The 23,888-nt window shown below is 45.1% G+C and carries 23 protein-coding genes; 5 read left to right on the forward strand and 18 right to left on the reverse strand.

Annotated features, from left to right (window positions below; all coding sequences use genetic code 11):
* Nucleotides 1-30: 30 nt before the first annotated feature.
* The 6 genes from YH65_RS05940 to YH65_RS11475 form a co-directional block, all read right to left on the reverse strand.
* Nucleotides 31-723 (reverse strand): 2,3-bisphosphoglycerate-dependent phosphoglycerate mutase, encoded by a 693-nt coding sequence (locus tag YH65_RS05940; protein ID WP_046551066.1) that lies wholly within the window; start codon nucleotides 721-723, stop codon nucleotides 31-33.
* Nucleotides 723-1,268, reverse strand: coding sequence for a DedA family protein (locus YH65_RS05945; RefSeq protein ID WP_046551067.1), 546 nt, complete (start codon nucleotides 1,266-1,268; stop codon nucleotides 723-725). Before YH65_RS05945 ends, YH65_RS05940 begins: the two co-directional genes overlap by 1 nt.
* Nucleotides 1,269-1,271: 3 nt before the next feature.
* Complete coding sequence (locus tag YH65_RS05950) at nucleotides 1,272-2,828, reverse strand: cation:proton antiporter (protein WP_046551068.1); 1,557 nt, start codon at nucleotides 2,826-2,828, stop codon at nucleotides 1,272-1,274.
* 9 nt (nucleotides 2,829-2,837) lie between these two features.
* Nucleotides 2,838-4,091 carry an Nramp family divalent metal transporter gene (locus YH65_RS05955; protein ID WP_046551069.1) on the reverse strand — a complete coding sequence of 418 codons (1,254 nt, stop codon included), beginning with the start codon at nucleotides 4,089-4,091 and terminating at the stop codon, nucleotides 2,838-2,840.
* Nucleotides 4,092-4,154: 63 nt separating this feature from the next.
* Nucleotides 4,155-5,558: an MBL fold metallo-hydrolase RNA specificity domain-containing protein gene (locus YH65_RS05960; protein ID WP_046551070.1), complete on the reverse strand. Its 1,404-nt coding sequence runs from the start codon at nucleotides 5,556-5,558 to the stop codon at nucleotides 4,155-4,157.
* Nucleotides 5,559-5,643: 85 nt separating this feature from the next.
* Nucleotides 5,644-5,784: a hypothetical protein gene (locus YH65_RS11475; protein ID WP_154806472.1), complete on the reverse strand. Its 141-nt coding sequence runs from the start codon at nucleotides 5,782-5,784 to the stop codon at nucleotides 5,644-5,646.
* A 76-nt stretch (nucleotides 5,785-5,860) separates the two neighbouring features.
* On the opposite strand from YH65_RS11475, the gene YH65_RS05965 reads away from it, so the two are divergent.
* Genes YH65_RS05965 through YH65_RS05975 form a run of 3 tightly spaced genes read left to right on the forward strand, consistent with a single transcriptional unit; the run spans nucleotide 5,861 to nucleotide 8,746 of the window.
* Nucleotides 5,861-7,216, forward strand: a complete 1,356-nt coding sequence (locus YH65_RS05965) for a hypothetical protein (RefSeq protein ID WP_046551071.1) — start codon at nucleotides 5,861-5,863, stop codon at nucleotides 7,214-7,216.
* Nucleotides 7,216-8,025, forward strand: a complete 810-nt coding sequence (locus tag YH65_RS05970) for a hypothetical protein (protein WP_046551072.1) — start codon at nucleotides 7,216-7,218, stop codon at nucleotides 8,023-8,025. The genes YH65_RS05965 and YH65_RS05970 overlap by 1 nt, the downstream gene beginning before the upstream one ends.
* Before the next feature lie 52 nt (nucleotides 8,026-8,077).
* Entirely contained in the window at nucleotides 8,078-8,746 is a 669-nt protein-coding gene (locus YH65_RS05975) for a uracil-DNA glycosylase (protein ID WP_046551073.1), read from the forward strand.
* Between the two features lie 195 nt (nucleotides 8,747-8,941).
* Here YH65_RS05975 and YH65_RS05980 read toward each other — a convergent pair whose 3' ends face one another.
* From YH65_RS05980 to YH65_RS06030, 12 genes are all read right to left on the reverse strand, one after another.
* Nucleotides 8,942-9,382 (reverse strand): hypothetical protein, encoded by a 441-nt coding sequence (locus YH65_RS05980; protein WP_046551074.1) that lies wholly within the window; start codon nucleotides 9,380-9,382, stop codon nucleotides 8,942-8,944.
* Between the two features lie 65 nt (nucleotides 9,383-9,447).
* Nucleotides 9,448-10,146 (reverse strand): DUF6843 domain-containing protein, encoded by a 699-nt coding sequence (locus YH65_RS05985; protein ID WP_154806473.1) that lies wholly within the window; start codon nucleotides 10,144-10,146, stop codon nucleotides 9,448-9,450.
* A 412-nt stretch (nucleotides 10,147-10,558) separates the two neighbouring features.
* Complete coding sequence (locus YH65_RS05990; RefSeq protein WP_046551076.1) at nucleotides 10,559-10,918, reverse strand: hypothetical protein; 360 nt, start codon at nucleotides 10,916-10,918, stop codon at nucleotides 10,559-10,561.
* A gap of 92 nt (nucleotides 10,919-11,010) precedes the next feature.
* A complete protein-coding gene (locus YH65_RS11775; RefSeq protein WP_223156724.1) occupies nucleotides 11,011-11,181 on the reverse strand; it encodes a DUF6471 domain-containing protein in 171 nt (56 codons plus the stop codon).
* A 143-nt stretch (nucleotides 11,182-11,324) separates the two neighbouring features.
* The gene (gene acs, locus YH65_RS05995; protein WP_046551077.1) at nucleotides 11,325-13,280 is read right to left on the reverse strand and encodes an acetate--CoA ligase; all 1,956 of its coding nucleotides are present in this window, start codon (nucleotides 13,278-13,280) and stop codon (nucleotides 11,325-11,327) included.
* Nucleotides 13,281-13,418: 138 nt separating this feature from the next.
* The gene (locus YH65_RS06000) at nucleotides 13,419-14,039 is read right to left on the reverse strand and encodes a 3'-5' exonuclease (RefSeq protein ID WP_046551078.1); all 621 of its coding nucleotides are present in this window, start codon (nucleotides 14,037-14,039) and stop codon (nucleotides 13,419-13,421) included.
* Nucleotides 14,040-14,050: 11 nt separating this feature from the next.
* Nucleotides 14,051-15,877 (reverse strand): putative nucleotidyltransferase substrate binding domain-containing protein, encoded by a 1,827-nt coding sequence (locus YH65_RS06005; RefSeq protein ID WP_046551079.1) that lies wholly within the window; start codon nucleotides 15,875-15,877, stop codon nucleotides 14,051-14,053.
* Nucleotides 15,878-16,256: 379 nt separating this feature from the next.
* On the reverse strand, nucleotides 16,257-17,933 hold the full coding sequence (locus YH65_RS06010; protein ID WP_046551080.1) for a cation acetate symporter: 1,677 nt from the start codon (nucleotides 17,931-17,933) through the stop codon (nucleotides 16,257-16,259).
* Complete coding sequence (locus YH65_RS06015; RefSeq protein ID WP_011980834.1) at nucleotides 17,933-18,247, reverse strand: DUF485 domain-containing protein; 315 nt, start codon at nucleotides 18,245-18,247, stop codon at nucleotides 17,933-17,935. Before YH65_RS06015 ends, YH65_RS06010 begins: the two co-directional genes overlap by 1 nt.
* Before the next feature lie 13 nt (nucleotides 18,248-18,260).
* Nucleotides 18,261-19,700 (reverse strand): OprD family outer membrane porin, encoded by a 1,440-nt coding sequence (locus YH65_RS06020; RefSeq protein WP_052746109.1) that lies wholly within the window; start codon nucleotides 19,698-19,700, stop codon nucleotides 18,261-18,263.
* Between the two features lie 157 nt (nucleotides 19,701-19,857).
* On the reverse strand, nucleotides 19,858-20,520 hold the full coding sequence (locus YH65_RS06025) for a response regulator transcription factor (protein ID WP_046551081.1): 663 nt from the start codon (nucleotides 20,518-20,520) through the stop codon (nucleotides 19,858-19,860).
* Nucleotides 20,501-22,189: a sensor histidine kinase gene (locus tag YH65_RS06030; RefSeq protein WP_245609171.1), complete on the reverse strand. Its 1,689-nt coding sequence runs from the start codon at nucleotides 22,187-22,189 to the stop codon at nucleotides 20,501-20,503. The genes YH65_RS06025 and YH65_RS06030 overlap by 20 nt, the downstream gene beginning before the upstream one ends.
* 113 nt (nucleotides 22,190-22,302) lie before the next feature.
* Between YH65_RS06030 and YH65_RS06035 the strand changes: the two genes are divergently transcribed.
* Both YH65_RS06035 and YH65_RS06040 read left to right on the forward strand, forming a co-directional pair.
* On the forward strand, nucleotides 22,303-23,055 hold the full coding sequence (locus YH65_RS06035; protein ID WP_046551082.1) for a DUF481 domain-containing protein: 753 nt from the start codon (nucleotides 22,303-22,305) through the stop codon (nucleotides 23,053-23,055).
* Between the two features lie 5 nt (nucleotides 23,056-23,060).
* Nucleotides 23,061-23,888, forward strand: coding sequence for a damage-control phosphatase ARMT1 family protein (locus YH65_RS06040; protein WP_046551083.1), 828 nt, complete (start codon nucleotides 23,061-23,063; stop codon nucleotides 23,886-23,888).

A 23,888-nucleotide genomic window follows, 5' to 3' on the forward strand; every position in this document is an offset into this window, starting at 1 on the left:
TCCCAAACCTTACAAAAAAGTTAATGAAGATCAATTAACTTTCACTTTTTTGATGGCAGTCATCCCTGTGTCATAACGGTAGACCAGCGGTTTCCCTGTCGGGATCTCGAGTTTAACGACGGCATCGGTACTTAAGTGCTCTATCTCCATGACCAGGGCACGCAGTGAATTTCCGTGCGCGCTGACAAGGACTGTTTTTCCCTTCGCCAACTCGGGTATGAGCACGTCGCGATAATATTCTTTCACTCTCGCGTGGGTGTCTTTCAGTGATTCGCTTTTGGGCAGCAGTGCCGGGTCGAGATCTCTGTATTTGGGGTCGAACTTCGCGGCGCGGGGATCGTTCTCATCCAGTGGGGGCGGCGGTGTGCTGTAGCCTCTCCTGACGCTCAAGAAGGCTTCCTCCCCTATTTCCTGTTTTACAACATCTTTGTTACGTTGCTGCCAGGCGCCGTAGTGGCGTTCATTGAGCTTCCAACTCTTGATACAGTCTATATGTTCCCATACCATCTCCAACAATGCAATCTGTGCCGTATGGATCGCACGTTTAAGCCATGAAGTATAACAGACATCGGGATAGAGCTTCAGTCTTTTCAGTTCCGCTGCCGCTTTTATTGCCTCCTGCCGTCCCTGATCGCTCAGTTCGATATCTGTCCATCCCGTGAAGATATTCTCTTTATTGTAGACACTTTGGCCGTGTCGTAAAAGTATCAATGTTGCAGCCATTATACTTCCTCCTCTTTTTGCAGCAGATAAATGATATAGAAAAACAGTATTACCAGCAGTGCAATGGTGAGATGCCGCTGCACAAACGTCAGCAGATCTATGACCGTATGGCCGAAGTAATAACCCAAAGTCGTAAAGGTTACTGCCCATAGCACCACACCGATAATATCCAGTAACAAAAACTTCCAAAAACTGAAACCCGATACACCCAGCATCAGAAGTGCCGGGATATGTGTACCGTAAACAAAACGTTCAAAAATAACGATCCAGCTTCCATAGTGAAGGAACCAGCTTTCGATTCTCTGCATCTTTTCCTCATAATTTTTAAGTAAGATTTCGGTTTTAGTCTTGAACAGACGTCCGGTTAGGAATACTGCCGTATCACCTATCAATGCACCACCGATAGTGAGAAGTAGGACTTGCGGCAGATCGAACTTACCCACTTTAACCATGTATCCTGCCAGTGTCAACCCGATCTCTCCTTCCAGAATGCTCCAGATGAAGAGTATTCCGTAGGAGAAATGCGCTATGAAAAAATCTATCATTTTTTACGCCCCCATATTTTCAAGCTCGAAAAGCTGACTGTCAAATTCATGTTTCACTGCCTTGTAGACTTCCAGACTGATGGTTCCACTCTGATATCTTTCCAGTAGAGCCTTTGTCTCTTCCATGATCATTCTACGTTTTGTCTTGAGTACCTCTTCTTTGACCAGGGTCTCTTTGTCCACTTCTATTTTATTGAGCTCTTCGGAGAGCGCATCGATCTTTGTCTGGTATTCATTTGTCAGAGACTCAAGACTCTCTGCACTCAGAAAACGCCGTTTATGCAATTTGTCCATTTTTTCCATTATATCCTGATAAAGCAGAATCTCCGTTTTGAGAAGTTCATAGTTTTTCAGCTGGGAAACAGGGGAAAGGATCCCCAGTATTTTCATCAGCGGCGACATCGTCATCCCCTGTACGAAGATAGAGATGAGGACCACACCGAACACCAGTGTTACGATCAGCTCTTTCAATGCAAACGAGTCGGGAATACTGAGTGCCAGAACCATCGAGAGTGCGCCGCGAAGCCCTCCCCACGTCATCACTGCCGCCCAGGAAAAAGGAAACTTGTGATTGGTAGGGTAGAATACCGCCCAGGTACCTGTCACGACAAAAAAACGTGCGGCAAGCACTGAACCGTAAGCGATCAGAACAATGGGAGAAAGCTCCCACAGCAATGTCAGATTCACTGCAAAACCCATCAAAAGGAAGATAAGAGAGTTCATGGCAAATGCGATGTATTCCCAAAAAGTTTCCGTAGCAAGGCGTATAGAAGGGAAAAGTATCTCTGACAAACCTTTTCCTCCGGTGATAAGCCCTGCGGCTACCGTACTCATGACACCGGAGACACCAAGCCTGTCCGCGATAAGAAATGAACCGTATGCTGCGATGGTCGTCAGTGTAATCGTGATCATCGCATCATCGAGGTGGTGCATCACCGCAGCTGTAGCAAGCCCGACTATGGCACCCACAAGCAGACCGAAACCGACGATTCTGAAGAAATCAACTACAGCATCCTGCGGTGTTCCCAAATGTCCCAAAATATACTGCATGGCAAGAATAAAGACAACAATAGATGTACCGTCATTAAGAAGGCTTTCACTTTCTATGAGCAGTCTCAGCCGTCTGGGTGCACCCAGTTTGTTGAAAAGAGAGACGACCGCTACCGGGTCGGTCGCAGCAACAGCCGCACCAAAGAGGATACCAACAGGCCAGGTGATCGCATTGATCTGGGCAAAATGAACACTCACAGGGACCATAACGGCAGCCGTAAGCAGTGTCGAAGCGATCACCCCGGGAATGACCAGTGTGGCAATGGGCCAGCCGTCACGCCACAGTTCTGAAGCCCGCAGATGGATCGCCGCTTCAAAAATGAGCGGCGGCAGAAAGACAGAGTAAAGCAGTTCCTGTGTCAAAGACGGCGGATGCAAAAGGTGTAATCCCCCCAGCATAAGCCCTACAGCCACCAATGCAATGGTATAGGGAAGATTGATATACCTCGTAATGACCGCAACAATAGAAGCAATGACAAAGAGTATCAGTATTACCGATTCATACGACATCTGTTCCTCCTACCCTATCCATTGCCAGACCATCACGACGGTAAGCCCGAGTGTAACAAGCATGGCAAACAGGGAAAAAACGTTTTGAAACCGTGTGGCGACATACTCACCCATGATCGTTTTGTTATTTCCGATCGCCAGGGCGAAAGCTATGAGAACGGGAATGAGCATTCCGTTGAGCACTTGGGAATAGTACAGTGCATCGACGACGGTAATACCCGGATACATATCGATCATATCTCCAATGATCAGCGCACCGATAAATACGATATAGAACCCTTTCGCATCACTGACTTTGTAATCCATACCCTCCCGCCAGCCAAAAGTATCGGCTACGGCATAGGCGGTCGATCCTGCCAGTACAGGAATCGCCAGAAAACCGGCAACAACAATACCCAGTGCGAACAGGGCAAAAGCATAATCCCCTGCGGCAGGACGCAGGGCTTCCGTCAGTGTCATAACATCTTCTATATTGCTGTGGGTACCATAGAGCATCACTGCCCCGGTGATAATCATGGCATAAGCGAGCAGGTTCGAGTAGACCATACCGGTGATAGTGTCGAAACCGACTTCATCTGCCTGAACGATACTTTTTTTCTCTTCTTTTTCTTCCGCCGCCTGCCAGAACATCAGGTAGGGAGAAATGGTCGTTCCCAGCATTCCGAGCGCTGCAATGATCCACGCACTGTTCATCTCTATATGCGGCACCAGTGTATTTTTCAGCAGCAGCAGTACCGGCGGTTTAGAAAGAACAGCTGCAATGATATAGACGACAAGGACTGCTGTCATGCCAATGAAGATCGATTTTATCTTTTTATATTGACCAAAGGTGATCAAGTAGGCGATGAGTGCAGTAATAGGGATGAGAAAATACACGGTACGATAACCGGTGAGTGTATGGAAAATAGCCGCGATTGCATTAAGGTCTGCACCGATGGTCAGGATGTTGGCCAGAGCCAGTATCATGATCATCAGAACGGTCAGTTTTTTTGAATAGTATGCTGTTGTGATCTCCGGCAGGCTTTTCCCTGTCACGATCGCAATGCGCGCCACCAGGTTCTGGATAGCGATCATCATCGGTGTTGAAAGCAGCAGAAGCCATAACTGGGAAAAACCGGTCGTAGCTCCGACGACCGTGTAGGTAACGATTCCGGCCGGATCGTCCCCTGCCCCGCCGGTAATGAGACCCGGCCCGAGCTGCTTTATGCGTTCACGGTTTTTGGCAATGTCAAAACGTATCTTTTCTTTAAGTCTTAACTGCATCACTTCCCTTGTCTTAGCTTATCTATCCTCTTGACTTAATATCTGAACCGTTTATAGTGCGGGTCAGGAGAGGTATATCACCTCTTCCGGTGCAACAATATGTGCTTTTTCATGCAACTTTTCACCCATGACTTTTCTAAGAACTTCCTGTTTTTCTTCTTCTCCGTGAATGAGGAAAATACGCTGCAGATCTTCGATATCTTTTACCCACTTGATGATGCCGTTCTGGTCGGCATGTGCGGAAAAACCGTTGATCGTATACATACTTGCCTTGATACGGATATCTTCATGATAGATCTTGATCCATTTGGCGCCGTCCACGATACGTCGTCCCAATGTCCCTACTGCCTGGTAGCCGACAAAAATCACTGCATTTTTAGGGTTCCACAAACGGTTCTTGAAATGATGCAGTATTCTGCCCCCGTTACACATACCGCTTCCTGCGATGATGATCGCCCGTTCGTCAACATCATTGATCGCTTTGGATTCATCCACGGTAAGCGTATAGTTCAATCCGTCGAAATCAAATACCGTACCGTCACGCTTCTTGATCGTCTGGCATTCGGTACTCAGGAGTTCTTCTGCAAACTCTTTATAGACAGCGGTCGCCCGGGTTGCCATGGGACTGTCCAGAAAGATCTTGCATTCAGGCAGTTCTTTTTTATCATGCATCTCTTTGAGAATACAGAGAAGCTCCTGTGTCCGTTCTATGGCAAAAGAAGGGATAATGACATTTCCCCAGTTCTCGAGTGTTTTGGTAATGACGGAACGGAACTCCTCTTCACTCTCCAGCGCACCCTTGTGGTTACGGTCACCATAGGTGGATTCCACATAAAGGAAATCCGCTGATTTACACGGAACGAGATTGGGGATGACCATATCATTGTCATTTCCGATATCTCCGGAAAAAACGATATGGCGTTCTTCGTTCCCTTCTTTGTAACGTATCTCTATATAGGCAGACCCGAGAATATGCCCGGCATTACGGTAAGTAACCGTGACATCTTTACAAAGTTCAAAGGGTTTGTCATACTCCGGCATGATATGCGGCAGTGCCAATGCAGCCTGAACATCTTTCTCTTCATAAAGCGGTAAAAGTACTTTTCCTTCGTTTCCTCTTCTCTGTGCTTTCTTATAGTGGGTATGATAATCCTCTTTCATGATCTTTGCACTATCAAGCAACACGACTTCTGCCAGGGCAAACGTAGCATCTGTAGCAACAATGGTCCCGCTAAAGCCTTCCTTGACCAGCTTGGGTATCCTCCCCACATGATCGAGGTGTGCATGGGTTACCAGCAGATAATCAACACTCTTCGCATCAAAATCAAACAGACCGTAATTGCGATGCTCCTCGCGCCCCTGGAACATCCCGCAATCTACAAGAATACGTGTTCCGCTGTCAAGTTCAAGCAGGTGACATGACCCGGTCACGACTTCCGCTGCTCCGTATGATACTACTGTTGCCATTTTTGCTCCTTTATGGCTGATATGGTACTTCTATGAACAGTATAGCACTTTTAAGTAAACATTAATTTTGTCATAAACAAACAATTCACCAGTCTATACCTTCCTGCGGGTCAAAATCATCCGGATCCACTTTTTCCTGTTTGCAGCCGCCCGGTTTTGTTTCACCGTATTTCTTGTAGGCGAATCCTGCAAGAATGATCAGCAGTGCCAAAATAATAAATATCAATAAGGGTTTTTCATAATACCAACTATAGCAAAATATTTTTAGATATAATAATCATCACTTATTATAGGAGAAGTATATGGAAAAAATATGGGCATTCATCATGATGCACCAGATCGAGACACTGCTGCTTGGCTTTGGTGCGATCGTTCTGGCTTTCATCATCACACACTGGCAGGAAGTGAAGTTCTGGTGGCTGAACTTTACCTACAATTTTCCTATCATCGGTAAAATCTCCCGCCTCGCACAGGATATCGAAGGGTTTGATGAAAAACACAAATGGTTCTACTCCGAAGAGCGTCTCTGCCGAGACTACTACAACTTCTATGAAAAAGTGGACAAGGACAGCGAATCGTACGACGAGGCCAAAGAGTACCTGCATGCCGCAGGTGAATTGGGACGCAAACCGACTCCTACCTTTATCTGGATCATGATCTTTGTGCTTGTCATTGTCGAAGCCTTCGGTTTTGCCTATGTACTGGCAGGGTTCACCATCCCCGGAGCCAGTGAAGCGACACAGCAGAAAGGTGCTATCGGCGTGGCTGCCATGCTTGCCATCCTGCTGGTCTGGCTGACGCATATGACAGGACAGGAACTGCACAAAAACACGCTCATCAAGAAGATCCGCCGCTGGTACAAGAACGACAATGCCGGCGGTTCGAACTGGAGAGACCTCAAACCTGACGAGCAGCTCATCAGCATCGACAACACTTTTGACGACAGTAGTTCTCCCAACTACATCAGAATGCTCAACCGTCTCGATGTGAACGATAAGGTCAAGACGACCTATACAAAGACCATTCTGACACTGATCTTCATCTTTGCCGTTGCCATCGGGGCAACCTATATCAGACACCAGGTCCTGACGCAGGAGATCGCCAGTTCCCATGAAACGGCAATGAATATCTTCAACGAAGATGCTTCACCTTTTGCAGGAGCGGAGAATGCCGGCAGCGATGACGACATCGGCGCACTCTTCGGAGATGACGCTGCAGCAGATGCCAAAGAAGACCTCTCTTCACTGTTCGGAGATAACGCAAAAGATGCGACAACCCCGGCAGAAAAGAATACGGCGGCAATCGAAGATGAAACAAACCAGAAAGGCGGCGACGCCACCTTTATTGTACTGGGACTGATGTTCATATTCATACAGATACTGGGTATCTTCTTCGGAATGCACTGGGACTTTGCAGGACGCGAATCCAAGGAGGCCTACGAGTGCCTGAGAGGCTTTGCAACCAAAAAAGCCTTCCTTTCCTACTACGACAGGGTCAAAACACACATTGCAAGGGTAGCGCAGCAGCAGCTTCAGAAACTGCAGCACAAGATGAACATCATCAACGACAACACGGGAACAGATGCCGAAACGACCGCCCTGCTGCGCAACAACAAAGAGAGAACTTTCCGACAGTACCTGACATTCGAGGACAAATGATGAAACGACTATTTTTAACCCTTCTGACACTCGGTACACTGCTTCTGGCACGCAACGATGTGCCAAGCTGCTACAAAGCCCTGCAGATAGAGAACCCGAACCCTGCGGTGGAGAAAGAACTCTTCATTCTTGTCGACCAAACCACACCGCTTGACAAGAATATGATGATCTATACCTACAAAAACATGATGAAGTTCATCAAGAACGGTTATGCCGTGACCATCGCCTCCTTTTCGGCCAACGCCAAAGGCAAATATACCGATGTACCCTACTCCGGAAGCCTCGAAGCGCTGCTGCCCGAAAGTGCAAAACACGAGATCGCAAAAAAGAAACTCAGAAAATACCAGGCCTGTATGAACGGACAGTACAAATATGCCAAGAAGAAAGCGACCAAAGCATTGGTCCATACACTAAAAGGTGCGAACAAGAAACTGCCACACTCAGACATCCTCAAGTCGCTCGACGATATTGCAGAACACATCATCAAACCTTCCAAAGCCAAAGAGAAAGTGGTACTGCTGGTCTCGGATATGATGGAACACTCTTCCATCACCACCTTCTATTCCAAAGGTTCGCTCAGAAGGATCGATACAAAAAAAGAGATGACCAAACTGCAAAAGAGCGGTTACACAGCCGACTTCGACGGTGCGAGGGTCTACATCATCGGTGCAGGTATGGTCGGGAAGAACAGCTACCGGGACTCCAAAACACTCAAAGCCCTCACCTCTTTCTGGGAAACCTACTTTAAAGCAAGCAATGCCAGACTACAGGCCATCGGTACACCGATGCTACTGGAAGATGTCAAGTAATATTGAGGGTTATTAGAGGTGCCCATAAGTACCATAGAGGTATAATGCCTCTATGAAAAATCTACACAATGCCCTTCTTTTAAAACAACTTTACCAGCTTAAGCAGTTGGGATACAGGTATACCGATATCACGCCCTATCAGGAAGAGAAGCTCGACCTTACCCTGCCTGACACACTGGACTCGCTGCAGAAACAGGCAATGAACTGCCACCTCTGTGAGCTGAGCAAAAGCCGAAAAAAGGTTGTTTTTGGAGAGGGAAATCCCCATGCAAATATACTCATCATTGGAGAAGGTCCCGGAGCAACAGAAGACAGTACGGGAAAACCCTTTGTAGGACGTTCCGGGGAACTGCTCTCAAAAATGCTTGAGAATGTACTTGGGGTCACAAGACAAGAGGTCTACATTACCAACATCGTCAAGTGCCGTCCACCCAACAACAGAGCCCCTACTCCTACAGAGGCACACACCTGCCAACCCTACCTGCTCAAGCAGATAGAACTCATCAAACCCAAACTCATCCTCACGCTCGGGGCGACCGCCTACCACTATCTGACCGGAGACGATACCGGCATCACCAAGGTCAGAGGCAGTATCCACAAACATGGAAACGCCACGCTCATACCCACCTACCATCCAAGTTATCTGCTGAGAAATCCCAGTGCCAAAAAAGAGGTATTTGAAGATCTCTTGAAAGTAAAAGAGTTGATGAAGAGCTTTTAAAGCATTTGTCATCTTGAACTTGTTTCATGTATTCTACGATATAACTACGAAATTAACTAAAGGTGAGTATCGCTCTAATCTTATTTTTTCACAGTTAAGTTTTTAACTGCGTAAAAGAGTAATTAACTGTAGAATTCTTCAATATGTTGACCAATTCCGCACTATCTTCATCCGAGTCATCTGCAGACAACTACACTAAAATTTTTCATTTTTGAAACTCTTCCACATATCCCCTATAGAATTATATTTATTAATACTACTTTGATTGCCTTCTGTTTTTGTGACGGTGATGTCGATTTTCTCTTTTTCTTCTATACGCGATCCGGGGTTATTCCCGTAGCCCAGCAGCTTGTAGGTCACAGCGAGTACGATCATGAAAACTCCCATCCACGAAACTGCTTTATCCAAGAACATTGCCTGTTTTACTTTTTTGTCATAAGGTTGCACCGTTGCAAACCCTTTTATACATCGCAGCCTTGCCCGATACCCCTTCCAGAGTGATGTCTTCACACCTTTTTTTAAAATACATATTTCATTGTAGAGCTTTCTTATGAGAAAAAACTCCAAATAAGCCCCTATGACGAAGAGCAGGAAAAGCAAGAGTGCGATGGTATAGATCAGTATGTTTTCAAGCATGAGGCACCTTTATCGTGAAAATATTTTTCTGTTTTTGGTTTATTGTATCTCGCATTGTAGGAACATTACTTCCTCTCATCTTTTGTCCATTGGCCGCACCCAGGCTCAATAATTCCATTATCATCCATATTCGGTACATCTTTAATATACTGCTCATAATCATGTTTGGCATTACCTTTTGTGCTGATCCAAAAATAAGAAGTGATCTCTTTTTTACCTTCCCTTCGAGAAGTATATCCTCCTCCAAGTTCTATCTCTTCTGCTTTTCTGGTTCCATTGTCAGAGTAATAATAGTATTCATCATATGTAGGGATGTAATATCCTTCTTTTGTATGTGAACCCATTGGAGAAGAAGTTTTTACGATGCCGCTTGGGGGTATTTTTATGATCCGAAAACCTTCCTCTTCTTTTAGTGGAGGGAAATTTTCATCATTGTAAGTAATACATACCCAACCTCTGTATTTTTCTGGAAGAAGATATCTAATTCCTTTTTCTGGTGAAGTTCCGTAAATGAATAGAGAAAAAAATGAAACAAAGAGCAACAGGGTTGAACCCAATATAATTTTATTGAATTTATTCATTTTCAGGACTTTCACAAACAATATAATGAAAACCCATTGCAATAACCCAAGTGTTCCAACTATCAAAAGACTTGTGACTCCACCATTGGGATGTATATCCCAACCAAAAACAGATAGGGGTAAACCTGTGATCGTCAAATAAAAAAAGCCGCTAATACCATATTCAGGATCTATCTGAGACATACCTATCCAGAACAATATCCAAATAACATATACAGCTGTAAGTTTAAATATAGTGTTCTTCATTTTGATTTACCAAAATTTATAATTTTATTTTTTGAAAGAACATAACTCAAAATTAGAATAGGGAGAGCATATAAAACTATTTGAATAACCCAAATACTACTCGGAAACTCCGTTAAGACTTTTAGTAATGTTTCATTTATTGCTTTATTGGTTTTGAGTAAACTCATAAAAACGATCCATAAATACCCTGCTATTGAATTTATAAATAAATATTTTAGTTTAGATGTAATTATTTGTCTTTTAAGTAAAAGACAGCAAATTGATATAATTATGGGAAACAAAAAACTTACCCAAATAAACAATATACAAAAAGTACCGCATTCAGACATAGTTTTACTTTCCCAATTTTTTATTGATTATAGCTTTTTTTAGAAGAAAAAACTTTTCTTAAAAAATATAAATATGCTTTATGGCTAACATCCATTATAAACATTAAAACCAAAGCATAAACCCAACCGAATAAATAGCTAAAAGCTACTGCTGCTCCATCACTATTCGCAACTTCTTCGGCAATTTTTTCTGTTGGTGCATAATAAATTGAATATTCCTGCATTGCTAATGCCGAGAAAAATATGACAATCCAACCAGATATCATCACAATCGGATATCTATATGACCATATGAAATTTTTTACAACAATAAACACTATAAATATAAAAATTATTGGTAATAATCCCAATATTATTTTTGTTATTTCGTAAAGTTCCATTATTTATATCTCTTCAAATTGATATCGTGTGAGTACTTTTCTCTTTTTGCTTAATTATAGCCTAATAGGAAAATTTAATTAAATAAAGTTATTTAAAAATCCAATTCTCTTAGATCAGTATCAAGGGCATACATACATTCCAAAAAGAATGCAAAACTGAAAGTTCCTCTACTTACTTTTGTAACTATTGAGTTAATATAGCTTAGAATATTTTGTTTTATGGAGAATTTGCATAATATGGATAAAAAAGGGCCTCCCAACACCCTCTATGTAGTGTTGAGTTAATTAGTTAATATACCATAGAACAGGATCCCTTTGAATCAAAATGGATTTTGTATGCAGGAGAGAGATTCCGGGTCTTGCCTGGAATGACGGGAAAGATGTTTTTTCTTCCCCGGATATGTGCCTATTCGCACTCTTTCTTGAGGATATCTTCGATGATACCAACGATGCTCGGATCTTCAAGTGTTGAAGTGTCCTGTGTGATCGCTTCGCCTTTTACAAGGCTTCTGAGGATCCTTCTCATGATCTTTCCTGACCGTGTTTTTGGAAGGTCAGGTACGAATGCCATATCGTCACACAATGCGATGGCACCGATCTCGGACTTGATGATCGTATTGATCTCTTTCATGGTCTCGAGCTCATCGGCTACACCTTCATCATCTTTAAGAACGATATAGGCAAAGATACCCTCACCTTTGATCTCGTGCGGCTTACCGACCACGGCAACTGCCGCGACATTGTCATGTTTCTTGACCGCAGCTTCCACTTCTGCCGTACCCATTCTATGGCCCGAAACGTTGATGACATCATCAGTTCTACCCGTGATTGTGATATAGCCGTCTTCATCCATCATCGCACCGTCACCCGTAAAGTAGACCGCTTTGCCGTCTTTCTTGCAGTCGCCAAAGTAGGACTTCACGAATCTTTCAGGGTCGTTCCAGATCGTTCTGATCATACTTGGCCAAGGTTTGGTGATACACATGAACCCTTTTTCGCCTACCGGTGTCGGTGTGCCGTCCTCTTCCATGATCTCAGCTACGATACCCGGAAGCGGGAATGTCGCACAGCCAGGCTTGATAGGTGTTGCCGCAGGCAGTGGCGAGATCATATGCCCGCCTGTTTCTGTCTGCCAGTAGGTATCAACAATGGAACAGTTGGAGTTGCCCACCGCTTCATAGTACCATTTCCATGCAGCAGGGTCGATAGGCTCACCCACGGTACCGAGGATACGCAGTGAAGACAGGTCGTATTTTGCCGGCTCGTCCACACCCATCTTGTGAAGGAGTCTGATGGCGGTCGGCGCCGTATAGAACTGGTTTATCTGATATTCTTCTACCATTTTCCAGCATCTTCCCGCATCGGGGAAGGTCGGTACACCCTCGAACATCACCGTCGTTGCACCCGCAGCAAGCGGCCCGTAGACAATATAGGTATGTCCCGTGATCCAGCCCACATCGGCCGTACACCAGTAGGTATCGTTGTCTTTGATATCAAAGACCCACTCCATGGTCATCTGCGCCCAAAGGATGTACCCTGCACTTGAATGCTGGACCCCTTTTGGTTTTCCGGTACTTCCCGAAGTGTAAAGAAGGAAAAGGGGATGCTCGGAGTCCACCATCTCAGGCTCACATTGAACGGATTCATTCTCTACCAGTTCATTGTAGGCATAGTCGCGTCCCGCTTCCCAGTGGATATCTTCACCGTTACGCTCGACAACACAGACCGCCTCGACACAGTCGCACCCCTCTTCAAGCGCTTCGTCAACAACCGGCTTGAGCATATACGGTTTTCCTTTTCTGAAGGCACCGTCAGCGGTAACGACCAGTTTGGCTTCCGCATCGATGATACGGTCTCTGAGCGCTTCAGCCGAGAATCCACCAAATACCACAGAGTGGATAGCACCGAGCTTGGCACAGGCAAGCATGGAGATCGCCGCTTCGGGGATCATCGGCATATAGAGCACGACCCTGTCGCCTTTTTTAATGTTGAATTTGTTCCTGAAGAGGTTCGCCGTTCTGTTTACCTCGTAGTAGAGTTCACGGTAGGTCAGTGTTCTCTGGTCGCCGTTGTCACCTTCAAAGATGATCGCTGCTTTGTTCTTCTTGGTCTTGAGATGTCTTCCCACACACTGATAGGCGACATTCAGCTCTCCGCCTTCGAACCACTTGTAGAACGGTGCATCATCCTCATTCAGCACACGGTCGAACGGTTTGAACCAGTCTATTTTCTCCTGGGCATATTTGCCCCAAGTGCCTTCATAGTCCTTTTCGAACTCTTCGACAAGATCATTGTACTCGCACATGTTTTTGATAAGGGGATCAGTGAACATCTCTTTTTTCGGGTAGTATATTTCGCTCATATATTTTCCTTTTTATATTTTATTTTCATTGGTTTTAGTTTAACATAAATCATCATATTTTAAAATGGTTTCTCCCAAAATATTTTAATTAGGACTATTTTAGTCCCAATTGTAACATCATGAGAAAATATGACCATATTATGTACGCCTCAGACTTTTCGTATGTTTCAATTTAAGATAGATCATCGCCGTCATCACCGCATCGTTCAGGGCATCGTGCGCCTGAAGTTTCGGCAGTGCCAGGTCCTCGATGATCGTCTCAAATCCCAGGTCTATGTTTCCCTGAGGAATCGTGGATATTTTTTTGTCGTAATAAATTGCTGAAACCTCCTCTTGTTTATTGGGTAAAGTAATACCGTACATCGGTTTGATGTATTTGTTTATCATCGCAACATCGAACTCCAGGTAGTACCCTGCAAGTGTCCTGCCGCCTATGAAATAGAGAAATTCCTCTATCGCCTCTTCGATGGGAACGGCATTTTCGAGATCACAATGGCGTATTTGATGGATCGTGATACTCTCATGCGATATCTGCTTCTCCTGCTTCACGTAAATGTGCATTGCTTCATCTGTCAGGATCCTGTTCTCTTTTATTCTGACCGCACCGATGGAGACAATCCCGTCTTTTTTGGGGTCAAGTCCGGTCGTTTCACAGTCAAAGACCACTACCTCTCCACCGGAATCTTCCTCGAACAGAAAAGTAAAGCGCTCATCTGTCAGATGTTTGCGGTTCCATTTTTTTGTCAAACTTCCAAACACCCTGTCTTCCCTCAACTCACTATGGAAAGATGAAAGTGGTACGCTACTCGCTTCTTGAATGACTCTACCATTTTGAGCGCTTCTTTGAGCGTATCTCTTTCCAGTTTACTCAGTACATTCCAATCAACGTAATTATCCGGGACTTTGCCGTGCTCCAGCTTCTCCAGTCTGGCATGCAGACGGAACGTGTTGAGTACTTCAAGCGTCTCTATGAGGTTGGAGGCATCTTTCTTGTCCATGTAGCCAACGTCGTTCAGGGCTTTGATGCGTTCATTGGTATTGGTCTTGGTGATGCCGTGTTCAAGAGCCAGCGCCCTCACGCCGTGTACCAGTGCGAAGATCGCCCCTTTTTTGATGTCGATCTCGTCTTTATGCGCTTTGTCCGTGCTGACAAAACGTGAGAAGAGCCCTATGGGAGACTCGAAACTCTCCACAGATTTTGCAAAATAGGGCAAAAAGGCCGTGTGCTCTTTCACTTCATGCAGGAGCATCTCCCTAAGCCCTTTGAAAAGGTCTATGTTCCCTGCCACGGCAAAGGCATCATAGAATATGGCAAGGTCCATCACTCCCTGATAGTCAGGCATTTCGATCCAGCGTCTGATCTCCTCCTTGTATGCGCCGGCATTCTTGGCCCATTTGGGGTTGATGACCATAACATTGCCTTCACAGCGCGGAAAACCGATGGCATCGAGCGTTTCAGTGAACTTCAGAAGGTACTTCTCTTTCTCTTCAGGTTCGAACCCCTTTTCGAAAACCATCGCGTTGTCCTGATCGGTCTTGAGTATCTGCTCTCCCCTGCCCTCGCTGCCGAGCAGCAGCAGCGTACATCTTTCATGCCATGTTGCAGGAAAGATCAGTGCAAAAATGCGCGCATACATCTTTTTGTGCATCTCCGAGACCAGTCTGGCGATATAGCGTGACTTCACTCCTTTGTAATGCAGGGTCTTTATCATGACATCGATGCGCTTGGAGGCATCGACGACACTTTCGATATCCTCAGCCTTTTCGATCTGGTTGCCTATGATATGGGACTGGTTTGCAAAATAGCTCAAAAGGTCGATGAGGGTAAGTATACCGACGGGGTCATCGTTCCCGTCAGTCACGGGGAGGTGCTTGATGGAATTCCCCGTCATCAGAAGCAGCACATTAAAGAGCAACTCTCCCTCATGGACGGCAATGATCGGGTAGCTCTGAATCTGCGAGATCGTTTCGAGGTTCTGCTCTTCTTTGTGCAAAATGTACTTGCGCAGGTCCGCATCGGTCACGATACCGTAACCCTTTTCATTCTTCACAAGCAGCGCTACGGCTTTTTCACTTTCGAGTTTGGCAAGTGCTTCGACAATGGGTATATCGGCATCCACCAGGCAGGCATCGTGCAGTATGGCTTCATCGATACGTGCGACCATAATGTCAGCCATTTTGGCACTTTCCTGGCGCTCTTTGATCATTTCTATGCGTTCAACGATGGAAGAAAAGAAGTAGTTCTTGAAGTCGCTATTCTTTTCACAGAGCTTCAGGATTATCTCGCCGGGTATCTCATAGCATATCAGCTCTTCAATGACACGGTAGTCATAGGCCGATTCCTGCTCCTCTATGATCTCTATGCCTCCAAAGCTGTCGTCCTCGTGGTAGAGGTCTATGAGTTCATCATTCTTTCTGGCTTCCACAACACCTTTGATGATATAGTAGAGTCTCTCGGGCCTGCGTTGGGCAGAAATGAGCTTTTTGCCCTCAGGGTAATAGGCGATCACTGCACTTGACTCTATGGTCTGCAACTCCTGCCGGTCCAAAAGTGAAAACGGCAAGTGAGCGTGGAGTCTCTCAAGTAAGGCTATCATCTTTTATATTGTCTCCCAAGTGTGAATTCTCTCTATAATATCATACAGTAATGATATTATAAAGGGAACCTCTAACAATAGGTAATACCCACAATGGGTTTTGCAAATGTGAGATTGTGCAAGAGATTTTCAAGTCCTAGCCGTAGCTAAGACGCAGTAAATATCTTGTGCAAGATTGCGTTTGCAAAGCCCACCCTACGGGCATCACTAGCTTTCGCCCATGCGTTGTTACTCTTTTTCACCTTAGCTATGGCTAGGGTTTCAAAAGAGTGCCTAGCCTAGACAAAAGCTAGAGATGTTGTGGGTATCACCTATTTTTAGAGGTTCCCTAAAGAAAGTTCCGCACAAAGCCTTTTTGGCTTTGTGCAAAAAACGCTGTTTAGTGTGCCGAGGCACCTTCTGCACCGATACCTGTCTGTGAACGGATATCCTGCGCTTCGAAGGCTTCTCTCTCCAGTTTCGCATTTTCACTGTTGTCAGTGATGGAGAAGAACCAGATACCCACGAACGCTACCGTCACAGAGAAGAGTGCCGGATACTTGTACGGGAAGACCGGTGTTTCATAGCCGAAGATCTGCACCCATACGATCGGACCGAGGATCACAAGCATGACTGCCGTTGCAAGTCCGAGACTTCCACCGATGACCGCACCTCTTGTGGTCAGCTTGCTCCAGAACATGGAGAGGAAGAGTACCGGGAAGTTCGCCGATGCTGCGATGGCGAATGCCAAACCGACCACGAAAGCGATGTTCTGCTTTTCAAATGCGATACCCAGAATGATCGTGATGATACCAAGGATCACAGTCGCTATCTTGGAGACTTTCATCTCTTTAACCTCGTCTACCTCGCCTCTTTTAAACACGTTGGCGTAGAGGTCGTGCGAGATCGCCGAAGCACCCGCAAGTGTCAGGCCTGAAACGACCGCAAGGATCGTCGCGAACGCTACCGCCGAGATGAACCCGAGGAAGAAGTTCCCGCCCACTGCATGGGAGAGGTGGATCGCAGCCATGTTGTTACCGCCAAGTATCGGTGAACCGCCGCTAATCGCCTGCTTCGCCACATCGAGATACTGAGGGTTGTTGAGTACCATAACGATCGCACCAAAACCGATGATAAAAGTCAGGATATAGAAATACCCAATGAAACCGGTTGCAAAAAAGACCGATTTTCTCGCCTCTTTGGCATCGGCAACGGTAAAGAATCTCATCAGGATGTGAGGAAGTCCCGCCGTACCGAACATCAGCGCAATACCGAGTGAGATCGCCGAAACAGGGTCTGAAACCAGTCCTCCAGGCGCCATGATGGCCTGATGTTTCGGATGCACTTCCACCGCTTTGGCAAACAGCGCCTCAAGCGAGAACCCGAAGTGCGCCATAACTGCGATCGCCATGAACGTCGCACCCGAAAGCAGCAGTCCCGCTTTGATGATCTGTACCCAGGTAGTCGCCAGCATACCACCGAACGTCACATAGAGGATCATCAGTGCACCGACGAGAACAACCGCCAGCTCATACGGAAGACCGAACAGCAGCTGGATCAGTTTACCCGCACCAACCATCTGGGCGATCAGGTAGAGGATGACCGTCGCGATGGAACCGAGTGCTGCCAGTGTTCTGATGGGTGTCTGCTTGAGTCTGTAGGCTGCAACATCGGCGAAAGTGTACTTACCGAGGTTTCTCAGTCTCTCTGAAATAAGGAAAAGAATGACAGGCCAGCCGACAAGGAAACCGATGGAATAGATCAGTCCGTCATATCCTTTCAGATAGACCAGGCCGGAAATACCCAGGAACGAAGCCGCCGACATATAGTCACCCGCGATCGCCATACCGTTCTGAAAGCCGGTGATCCCGCCGCCGGCAGTATAGAAATCCTTCGCAGTCTTCGTTCTTTTTGCCGCCCAGTAGGTAATACCGAGCGTACCACTCACGAAAATAAGGAACATGATGATGGCCGAGATATTCAACGGCTGCTTCTGCACCTCGCCTTCGATCGTACCCGATGCCACCGCGGCCACACTCAACAGAAGTGTCAATGATATAAACAGAAACTTTTTCATTATGCAATATCCTTCAACTCTTCTTTGACCTGATGACTGAGTTCATCAAATTCACTGTTGGCCCTTCTGACATAGACACCCGTCAAAATAAACGCGATAATAATGATTGCCACACCGATAGGAATACCGATGGTCATGACGCCGTCACCCATGCGTATACCCAACAGTGACGGATCGAATGCGATCGTCAGGATGAATGCATAGTAGACGACCAGCATAATGATGGAGAGCGTCCAGGCGAACCGGCTTCTCTCTTTTACGAGCTTCTGATACTTCGGATTGTTCCGAACGTGTTCGATCTGTTCTTTTGTCATCGATTATCCTTAATTAAAAATTGTAGTTTGCGATAAGTCTGTACTCATCCCATCCTGTTCCACTAGATGAAAAATCATCTGGGAAGTTTCCTCTAAATCTCAACTGAAGTCCTTTAACAGATTCCGGTGTATAAATAAAGTCAAACCCCGGTTCTGTTGCTGTCCAGCTGTTTCCAGGACTATACGCATTATCAGCACCTACATCAAAACTTGTATAGTATACCGTTGCTTTAAGGTTTAATCCCATATCTTTGAAATTATAAGTTGCAGCAACTTTCCACGCATCCGTATCTGCAAAGAACTGGTGTCTTGTCACCATTCCTTGAGTAAAGGCCGGCATACCACCCCAGGGAGTGATCGTTCCAAGATTGGCAGGACCACTTGCATCACCAGAAATTGAATATGCTGCATATGCAGTAAGTCCCGCATACTTCACACCGATTTTTGCCGCACCATAATTACTGCTGATACCTGCACCGGTCAAACGCTCAAGATAGCTACCGATATCACTCTCATTAATATACTGGCCGGCAACGAACATATTTACATCTTCATTTACTTTGAAGTTATAGTCAGCCTGTAGATATAGTGCATTCAGAATATCCCATCCGATATAATCCCAAGCTTGCAGTTTAAGCCCTTCAATACCACTATAGATAGCTGCAATGGCTGTCACACCAGCAGTACTGTTGTCCAATCCTGTCTGTGTTTCATCACCAAGTGCGATCGTACCCATGTTGACAAAATCACCACTAAGTCCCAACTCTGCACCTAAACCGTAACCACTATGCAATGCAAGCATTGAGCCTGCTTTTGTACGATCATGCGGCATATAAACATTAGCAAAAGTACCAACGGTTTCTCTGAACACATGTCCTGCAATCAAGGTCGTATTTTCAATGTCCGTATTACTTACCAAGGCTGCTTCAAAAAGGTTTGGAAGCATTCTGGCATCATCTGCACCTGCAAGCGGTGTATCAAGTCTCATGCGACCTGCTTTTAAGTTCGTATTATCTGTTTTATAGTTCAGGTATGCCTGTCCAATAAATGCATAGTTGTCACCATTGTATCCTTGTAGGGATGGGTCATACCTTGTAACACCTAAGCCATCACGGAAATCATCTTCAAGTGATTGATCATGTATATCAAATCCATAAGTTCCATATACCGCGGCTGCGGCTGAAAAACCACTCATTACCGGTGTTTTATACCCAATGTAACCACCTATAGCCCAAGAGTTACGGTTATTATCTGGTTTAGTTGCATAGCTATATGTTCTGTCTACATAGAAAGACCTTGCCTGTCCAAAGATCTCTCCATTGCTGTCATCTCCATCATTGATCACTTCTGCAACTGATCCATGGTTGACGTTTCCATCTGTACTTGCCTCGTCATGTGCATAAGCAATACCCATTGCCAAAATAGCAGCAAGACTTAATTTTACTAACTTCATTGTTTTTTCTCCTCGTATTTTTTTACGAGTACAGTATGGACGATGAAAATAGCATTAAAATAGCATTAAAATAGCATCACTGTTTTAGAAGAAAAAAAAGAAGAAAAATAATGAAAATGTAACCAAAAGTAACCAAAGATTTAACAAAAAAGTCAGATCAGTGTTTCTGGGTCATGCGGTAACCGATGCCCTTGAGGCTTTCTACAAGCTCCTCTTTCAGGACCTTCTTTACCCTATGTATCTCCGCTCTGATAGTGGCGTTGTCCACATTCGCATCTTCCCAGACATAATGCCTGAGCATATCAAAATCGACGATCTTGTTGATGTTGGAAGCGAACAGATCGATAATCTGGGCCTGTTTGAGGGTCAGTGTCTGCTCCTCATTGTCGAAGAGCAGTCTTTTACACTCCAGGTCATAACTGTACATCTTGCTGATATTGACGATGCATTTGGGAGCGATGTTGGCCATTTTGAGCAGCCGTTCTATATGTAATGTAAGTTCCTTGAGATGAAAAGGCTTTTTGAGGTAGTCGTAGCATCCAAGTTCATACGCCTTTGATATCTGCTCTATCTCGGTGATCGCCGAGATGAAGATGGTGGGGACGAATATTTTCTCCGTCTGCAGCTTGTCAAGAAGCGTGAGTCCGTCTATGGATGGGGTATTGATATCGAAGATGAAGAGGTCATAACTGTTTTGCAGAGAGCTTTCAAGCGCCTCTTTTCCGTCCTCATGGGCATCCACTTCATATCCGCTGTCCGTAAGGTACTCGACCATGGCTGTCTGCAGCATCAGCTCATCTTCAAGCAAGAGGATCTTCATCGGGACTCCTTTCGGTACTGTTATGGAAAGTATAGCTAAATATCGTTATCTCAGTGTCCGATATCACTTCGACTTTAACCCCTTCTTTTTCACAGATGGACCTGACGATCTCCAGCCCCAGACCAAAACCACCGTGTACGGATTCTTCCTGGTGAAAAGGTTCGAAGATCAGGCCGGTGTCTTCTATCGGCTTGGAATGTGTTTTGAAGGAGAGTACTGTTCTTCCTTCCTCTTTGTGGTCCAAAGTAACTTCTATATTACTGTTCCTGTCGGCATACTTTACCGCATTGGACAGGTTGTTGTCTATGATGCGCTGCAGCTCAATATCGGAAAACCAAAGTGTGATCTCCGGTTCAATCTTCGAGATGATCCTGTGCTTGTTTCCCCTGGCGATCTCCGCAAAAAATGCTATGCGCTCTTCAAGGAAAAGAGAAAAAGAGATCCATTTCTTGTCGTACTCAAAACGGTCTTTTTTGACCATATAGCTCAGATCGTCATAGATATTGGCGATCATCTTGCTTGCAGCCTCTATCTGGGAGAGGTATTTGTCTTCCCCAAACTTGATCTTGTGCATGTCTATATGCATCATAATCACTGCAAGGGGCGTGTTGATCTCGTGTATAGAGTGCTTGATGAAGCTGTCCTGTGCCTTCACCAGAGATTCACTGAACTCCTTTTCCTTCTCAAGCAGCCTGTTCTTTTCTCTTAGGTCTTCGGTCTTCTCCTCTACCTTCTTCTCGAGTGTCAGATTCATCTCTTGAAGTTTTTCGTTCCGTTTGTGAATGGTATCGACCATGGTGTTTATGTATTTCACCATGCGTTTGAATTCACGAAGGTGTATCTGCTCTTCATCGATCGTTGTATGGCTTTTTGCTGCCTTTTTGAAGAAGGACCTGAAAGTGTCTATCTCTTTGCCGATCATTTTGTTGATAATGGCAATGCCCGCAAAGCCTATGCCAAGGAAAATAACAGTCAAGGTGAAGATGTCCATCATATATTTGACAAGGAGGTCTTTGAGTACTGCTTTTCTCTGGACAATGAGTTTTTCCACTTCATCAAGATACACACCCGTACCCACCATCCACTTCCAAGGTTTGAAAGCCCTGGCATAAGACAGCTTTGAAGCAGCCATACCGGTTCCGGGTTTGATCCACATATATTTTACGAAACCGCCGTCAGGTTCCTGAGAAACATTTATGAGTTCCTTGATGACCTCCACGCCATTGGGGTCTTTGAAAGTATAAAGGTTCTTACCCTTGTTTTGGAGATGTATCGGGTCGGAAAGATTGGTACCGTTAAAATCATAGATAAAGACATATCCTGTTCCGTCCGGACGGCCATACAATTCTTCTATTGCATTGATGACCTGTGATTTGAGTTTCTCTTCGTCCAGTATATTCTTCCAGCTACCGTAACTATGTTCAATGAAACCCAGAACCCTGTCAATATCGTACCTGATCGTACTTTTCTGTTCCTCTATATACTGTTTGCGTATAACCGCTGTCTCTTTTTCCAGATCACTGTACTCCTCATACACGACAAGAGTGGTGAAAAGAATGACAAAAAGAAAGATGATCAGCATTCCCCACATATAGAGAGAAGTGATCGATCGATTTTTGAAAAAAGCATGTGTCATAAAAAGATATCCGTTTTTTGGATAGTGTATCATAAACTTTTGATAAAGTTTAACTTTGTATTTGGCCATTTGGAATTTTATTTTTTATGTCTTCTCTTTTATCCCTTTTTGTGTATGATTTTGGATCATTTTCTTTAGGGGCCTCCATGCTTACAAAAATCCTGCTTTCCATTCTCTGTTCTGTATCCCTCTCTTACGGTTTCGTATCGGTAAAACCGCCGGTCATCGGTGAAAAGGAAGGATGGGACGGAGAAATCAGTCTCGGCGGTGCCTACAATTCGGGCAATACTGACTCTTCTGCCGTGAATTTCGGCCTTAAAGCAGAATACCATGAAACTATCTGGATGCTCTATTCACTCGCTTCCTATACCTACGGTGAGGCCAACGGGGAAAAGAACAAGGACCAGGGGATCTTTCATCTGCGATACATACACAATATCGGAAATACTTTGTATGACTACGAAATCTTCGGACAAACTGAATTCAATAAGTTTCAGGATATCAAGGTACGAAACCTTGCGGGAGCCAATATCAGACGGAAGATTACAGACTTCTTTGACCGCTGCTATGTCGGTCTGGGACTTTTCTACTCCCATATGGAACCCGATGTCGTATCAGACCTGAACCCTGTTTATGATCGTATCAAACTCAACACGTACCTCTCCTTTACCAAAAAAGTCAATGAACATTTCTCCGTTACCTATCTTGGCTTCTATCAGCCCAATGTCGAAGACTTTTCCGACTATCGTATCTACCAGATACTCCAGCTTGACACGCTTCTTGGCAAAAATCTCTCCCTGGGTCTCGACTTTAGCCACAAATACAATGCCACTCCCTATCATCAGGTGGACAAAACTGACATCAGCTCAATGATCTCACTCAAATACAAGCTTAAGTAAGCACTATGAACATCAAACCGGACTGTATCACCTGTATTATGAACCAGACACTCAAAGTGTGCAGACTGCTCGAAGTGGACGATCCTACTGCCAAAAAGCTTTTGGACAGTACCGCAGAGATCCTTGTGCAGCATGACCTCACGTACACACCGCCCCAGATCGCAAAAGAGACTTACGCAAAAATAGCTGAACTGACCGGTGTGGATGACCCTGTAGCCAAAGCAAAAGTACATGCTACCCAAATGGCACTGCAGGTCGATACTGCTTTTGTACAGACCCTGCATGATGCGGTAAAATTCGCTGTCATCGGAAATGTCATCGACTTTGGCGCGCAAAAGCAGCTTGATCTCAACGAAACCATACAGACGCATTTCCATCGTCATTTCGGCATTGATGATTTCGAGGTATTCGAAAAAGAGTTGAAAACGGCAAAAACACTGGTCTATATCGGTGACAATACCGGTGAACATATTTTCGACAAACTTCTCATTGAAACGATCACAAAGCAGTATGATGTTGAAATATTCTATTTCGTACGGGGGATGCCTATTATCAATGATGTTACTGTCAAAGAGGCACAAATACTGCAGCCCGCAGCAACTATTGTCGACACAGGCGTACCGACACCGGGCTATGACCTGCGCTATGCCAACGAATCATCCAAAGCACTGTTCGAACAGGCAGATATCGTACTGGCCAAAGGCATGGGGAATTTTGAAAGCCTGTACGATGAAACCGACCGTGCGGTCTACTACCTTTTCATCGTCAAATGCAATGTAGTCTCAGAAGCGATCGGACAGAAAGAGGGAGAACTGATCTTTGCCCGACATTGA

This window comes from Sulfurovum lithotrophicum, assembly GCF_000987835.1.
GTDB classification, from domain to species: Bacteria; Campylobacterota; Campylobacteria; order Campylobacterales; family Sulfurovaceae; genus Sulfurovum; species Sulfurovum lithotrophicum.

Excerpts from the sequence above, each read along its gene's own strand:
- YH65_RS05940 (WP_046551066.1), bottom strand. The coding sequence starts at position 723 with ATGGCTGCAACATTGATACTTTTACGACACGGCCAAAGTGTCTACAAT.
- YH65_RS05945 (WP_046551067.1), bottom strand. The coding sequence starts at position 1,268 with ATGATAGATTTTTTCATAGCGCATTTCTCCTACGGAATACTCTTCATC.
- YH65_RS05950 (WP_046551068.1), bottom strand. The coding sequence starts at position 2,828 with ATGTCGTATGAATCGGTAATACTGATACTCTTTGTCATTGCTTCTATT.
- YH65_RS05955 (WP_046551069.1), bottom strand. The coding sequence starts at position 4,091 with ATGCAGTTAAGACTTAAAGAAAAGATACGTTTTGACATTGCCAAAAAC.
- YH65_RS05960 (WP_046551070.1), bottom strand. The coding sequence starts at position 5,558 with ATGGCAACAGTAGTATCATACGGAGCAGCGGAAGTCGTGACCGGGTCA.
- YH65_RS05965 (WP_046551071.1), top strand. The coding sequence starts at position 5,861 with ATGGAAAAAATATGGGCATTCATCATGATGCACCAGATCGAGACACTG.
- YH65_RS05970 (WP_046551072.1), top strand. The coding sequence starts at position 7,216 with ATGAAACGACTATTTTTAACCCTTCTGACACTCGGTACACTGCTTCTG.
- YH65_RS05975 (WP_046551073.1), top strand. The coding sequence starts at position 8,078 with ATGAAAAATCTACACAATGCCCTTCTTTTAAAACAACTTTACCAGCTT.
- YH65_RS05980 (WP_046551074.1), bottom strand. The coding sequence starts at position 9,382 with ATGCTTGAAAACATACTGATCTATACCATCGCACTCTTGCTTTTCCTG.
- YH65_RS05985 (WP_154806473.1), bottom strand. The coding sequence starts at position 10,146 with ATGTCTCAGATAGATCCTGAATATGGTATTAGCGGCTTTTTTTATTTG.
- YH65_RS05990 (WP_046551076.1), bottom strand. The coding sequence starts at position 10,918 with ATGGAACTTTACGAAATAACAAAAATAATATTGGGATTATTACCAATA.
- acs (WP_046551077.1), bottom strand. The coding sequence starts at position 13,280 with ATGAGCGAAATATACTACCCGAAAAAAGAGATGTTCACTGATCCCCTT.
- YH65_RS06005 (WP_046551079.1), bottom strand. The coding sequence starts at position 15,877 with ATGATAGCCTTACTTGAGAGACTCCACGCTCACTTGCCGTTTTCACTT.
- YH65_RS06010 (WP_046551080.1), bottom strand. The coding sequence starts at position 17,933 with ATGAAAAAGTTTCTGTTTATATCATTGACACTTCTGTTGAGTGTGGCC.
- YH65_RS06015 (WP_011980834.1), bottom strand. The coding sequence starts at position 18,247 with ATGACAAAAGAACAGATCGAACACGTTCGGAACAATCCGAAGTATCAG.
- YH65_RS06020 (WP_052746109.1), bottom strand. The coding sequence starts at position 19,700 with ATGAAGTTAGTAAAATTAAGTCTTGCTGCTATTTTGGCAATGGGTATT.
- YH65_RS06025 (WP_046551081.1), bottom strand. The coding sequence starts at position 20,520 with ATGAAGATCCTCTTGCTTGAAGATGAGCTGATGCTGCAGACAGCCATG.
- YH65_RS06030 (WP_245609171.1), bottom strand. The coding sequence starts at position 22,189 with ATGATACACTATCCAAAAAACGGATATCTTTTTATGACACATGCTTTT.
- YH65_RS06035 (WP_046551082.1), top strand. The coding sequence starts at position 22,303 with ATGCTTACAAAAATCCTGCTTTCCATTCTCTGTTCTGTATCCCTCTCT.
- YH65_RS06040 (WP_046551083.1), top strand. The coding sequence starts at position 23,061 with ATGAACATCAAACCGGACTGTATCACCTGTATTATGAACCAGACACTC.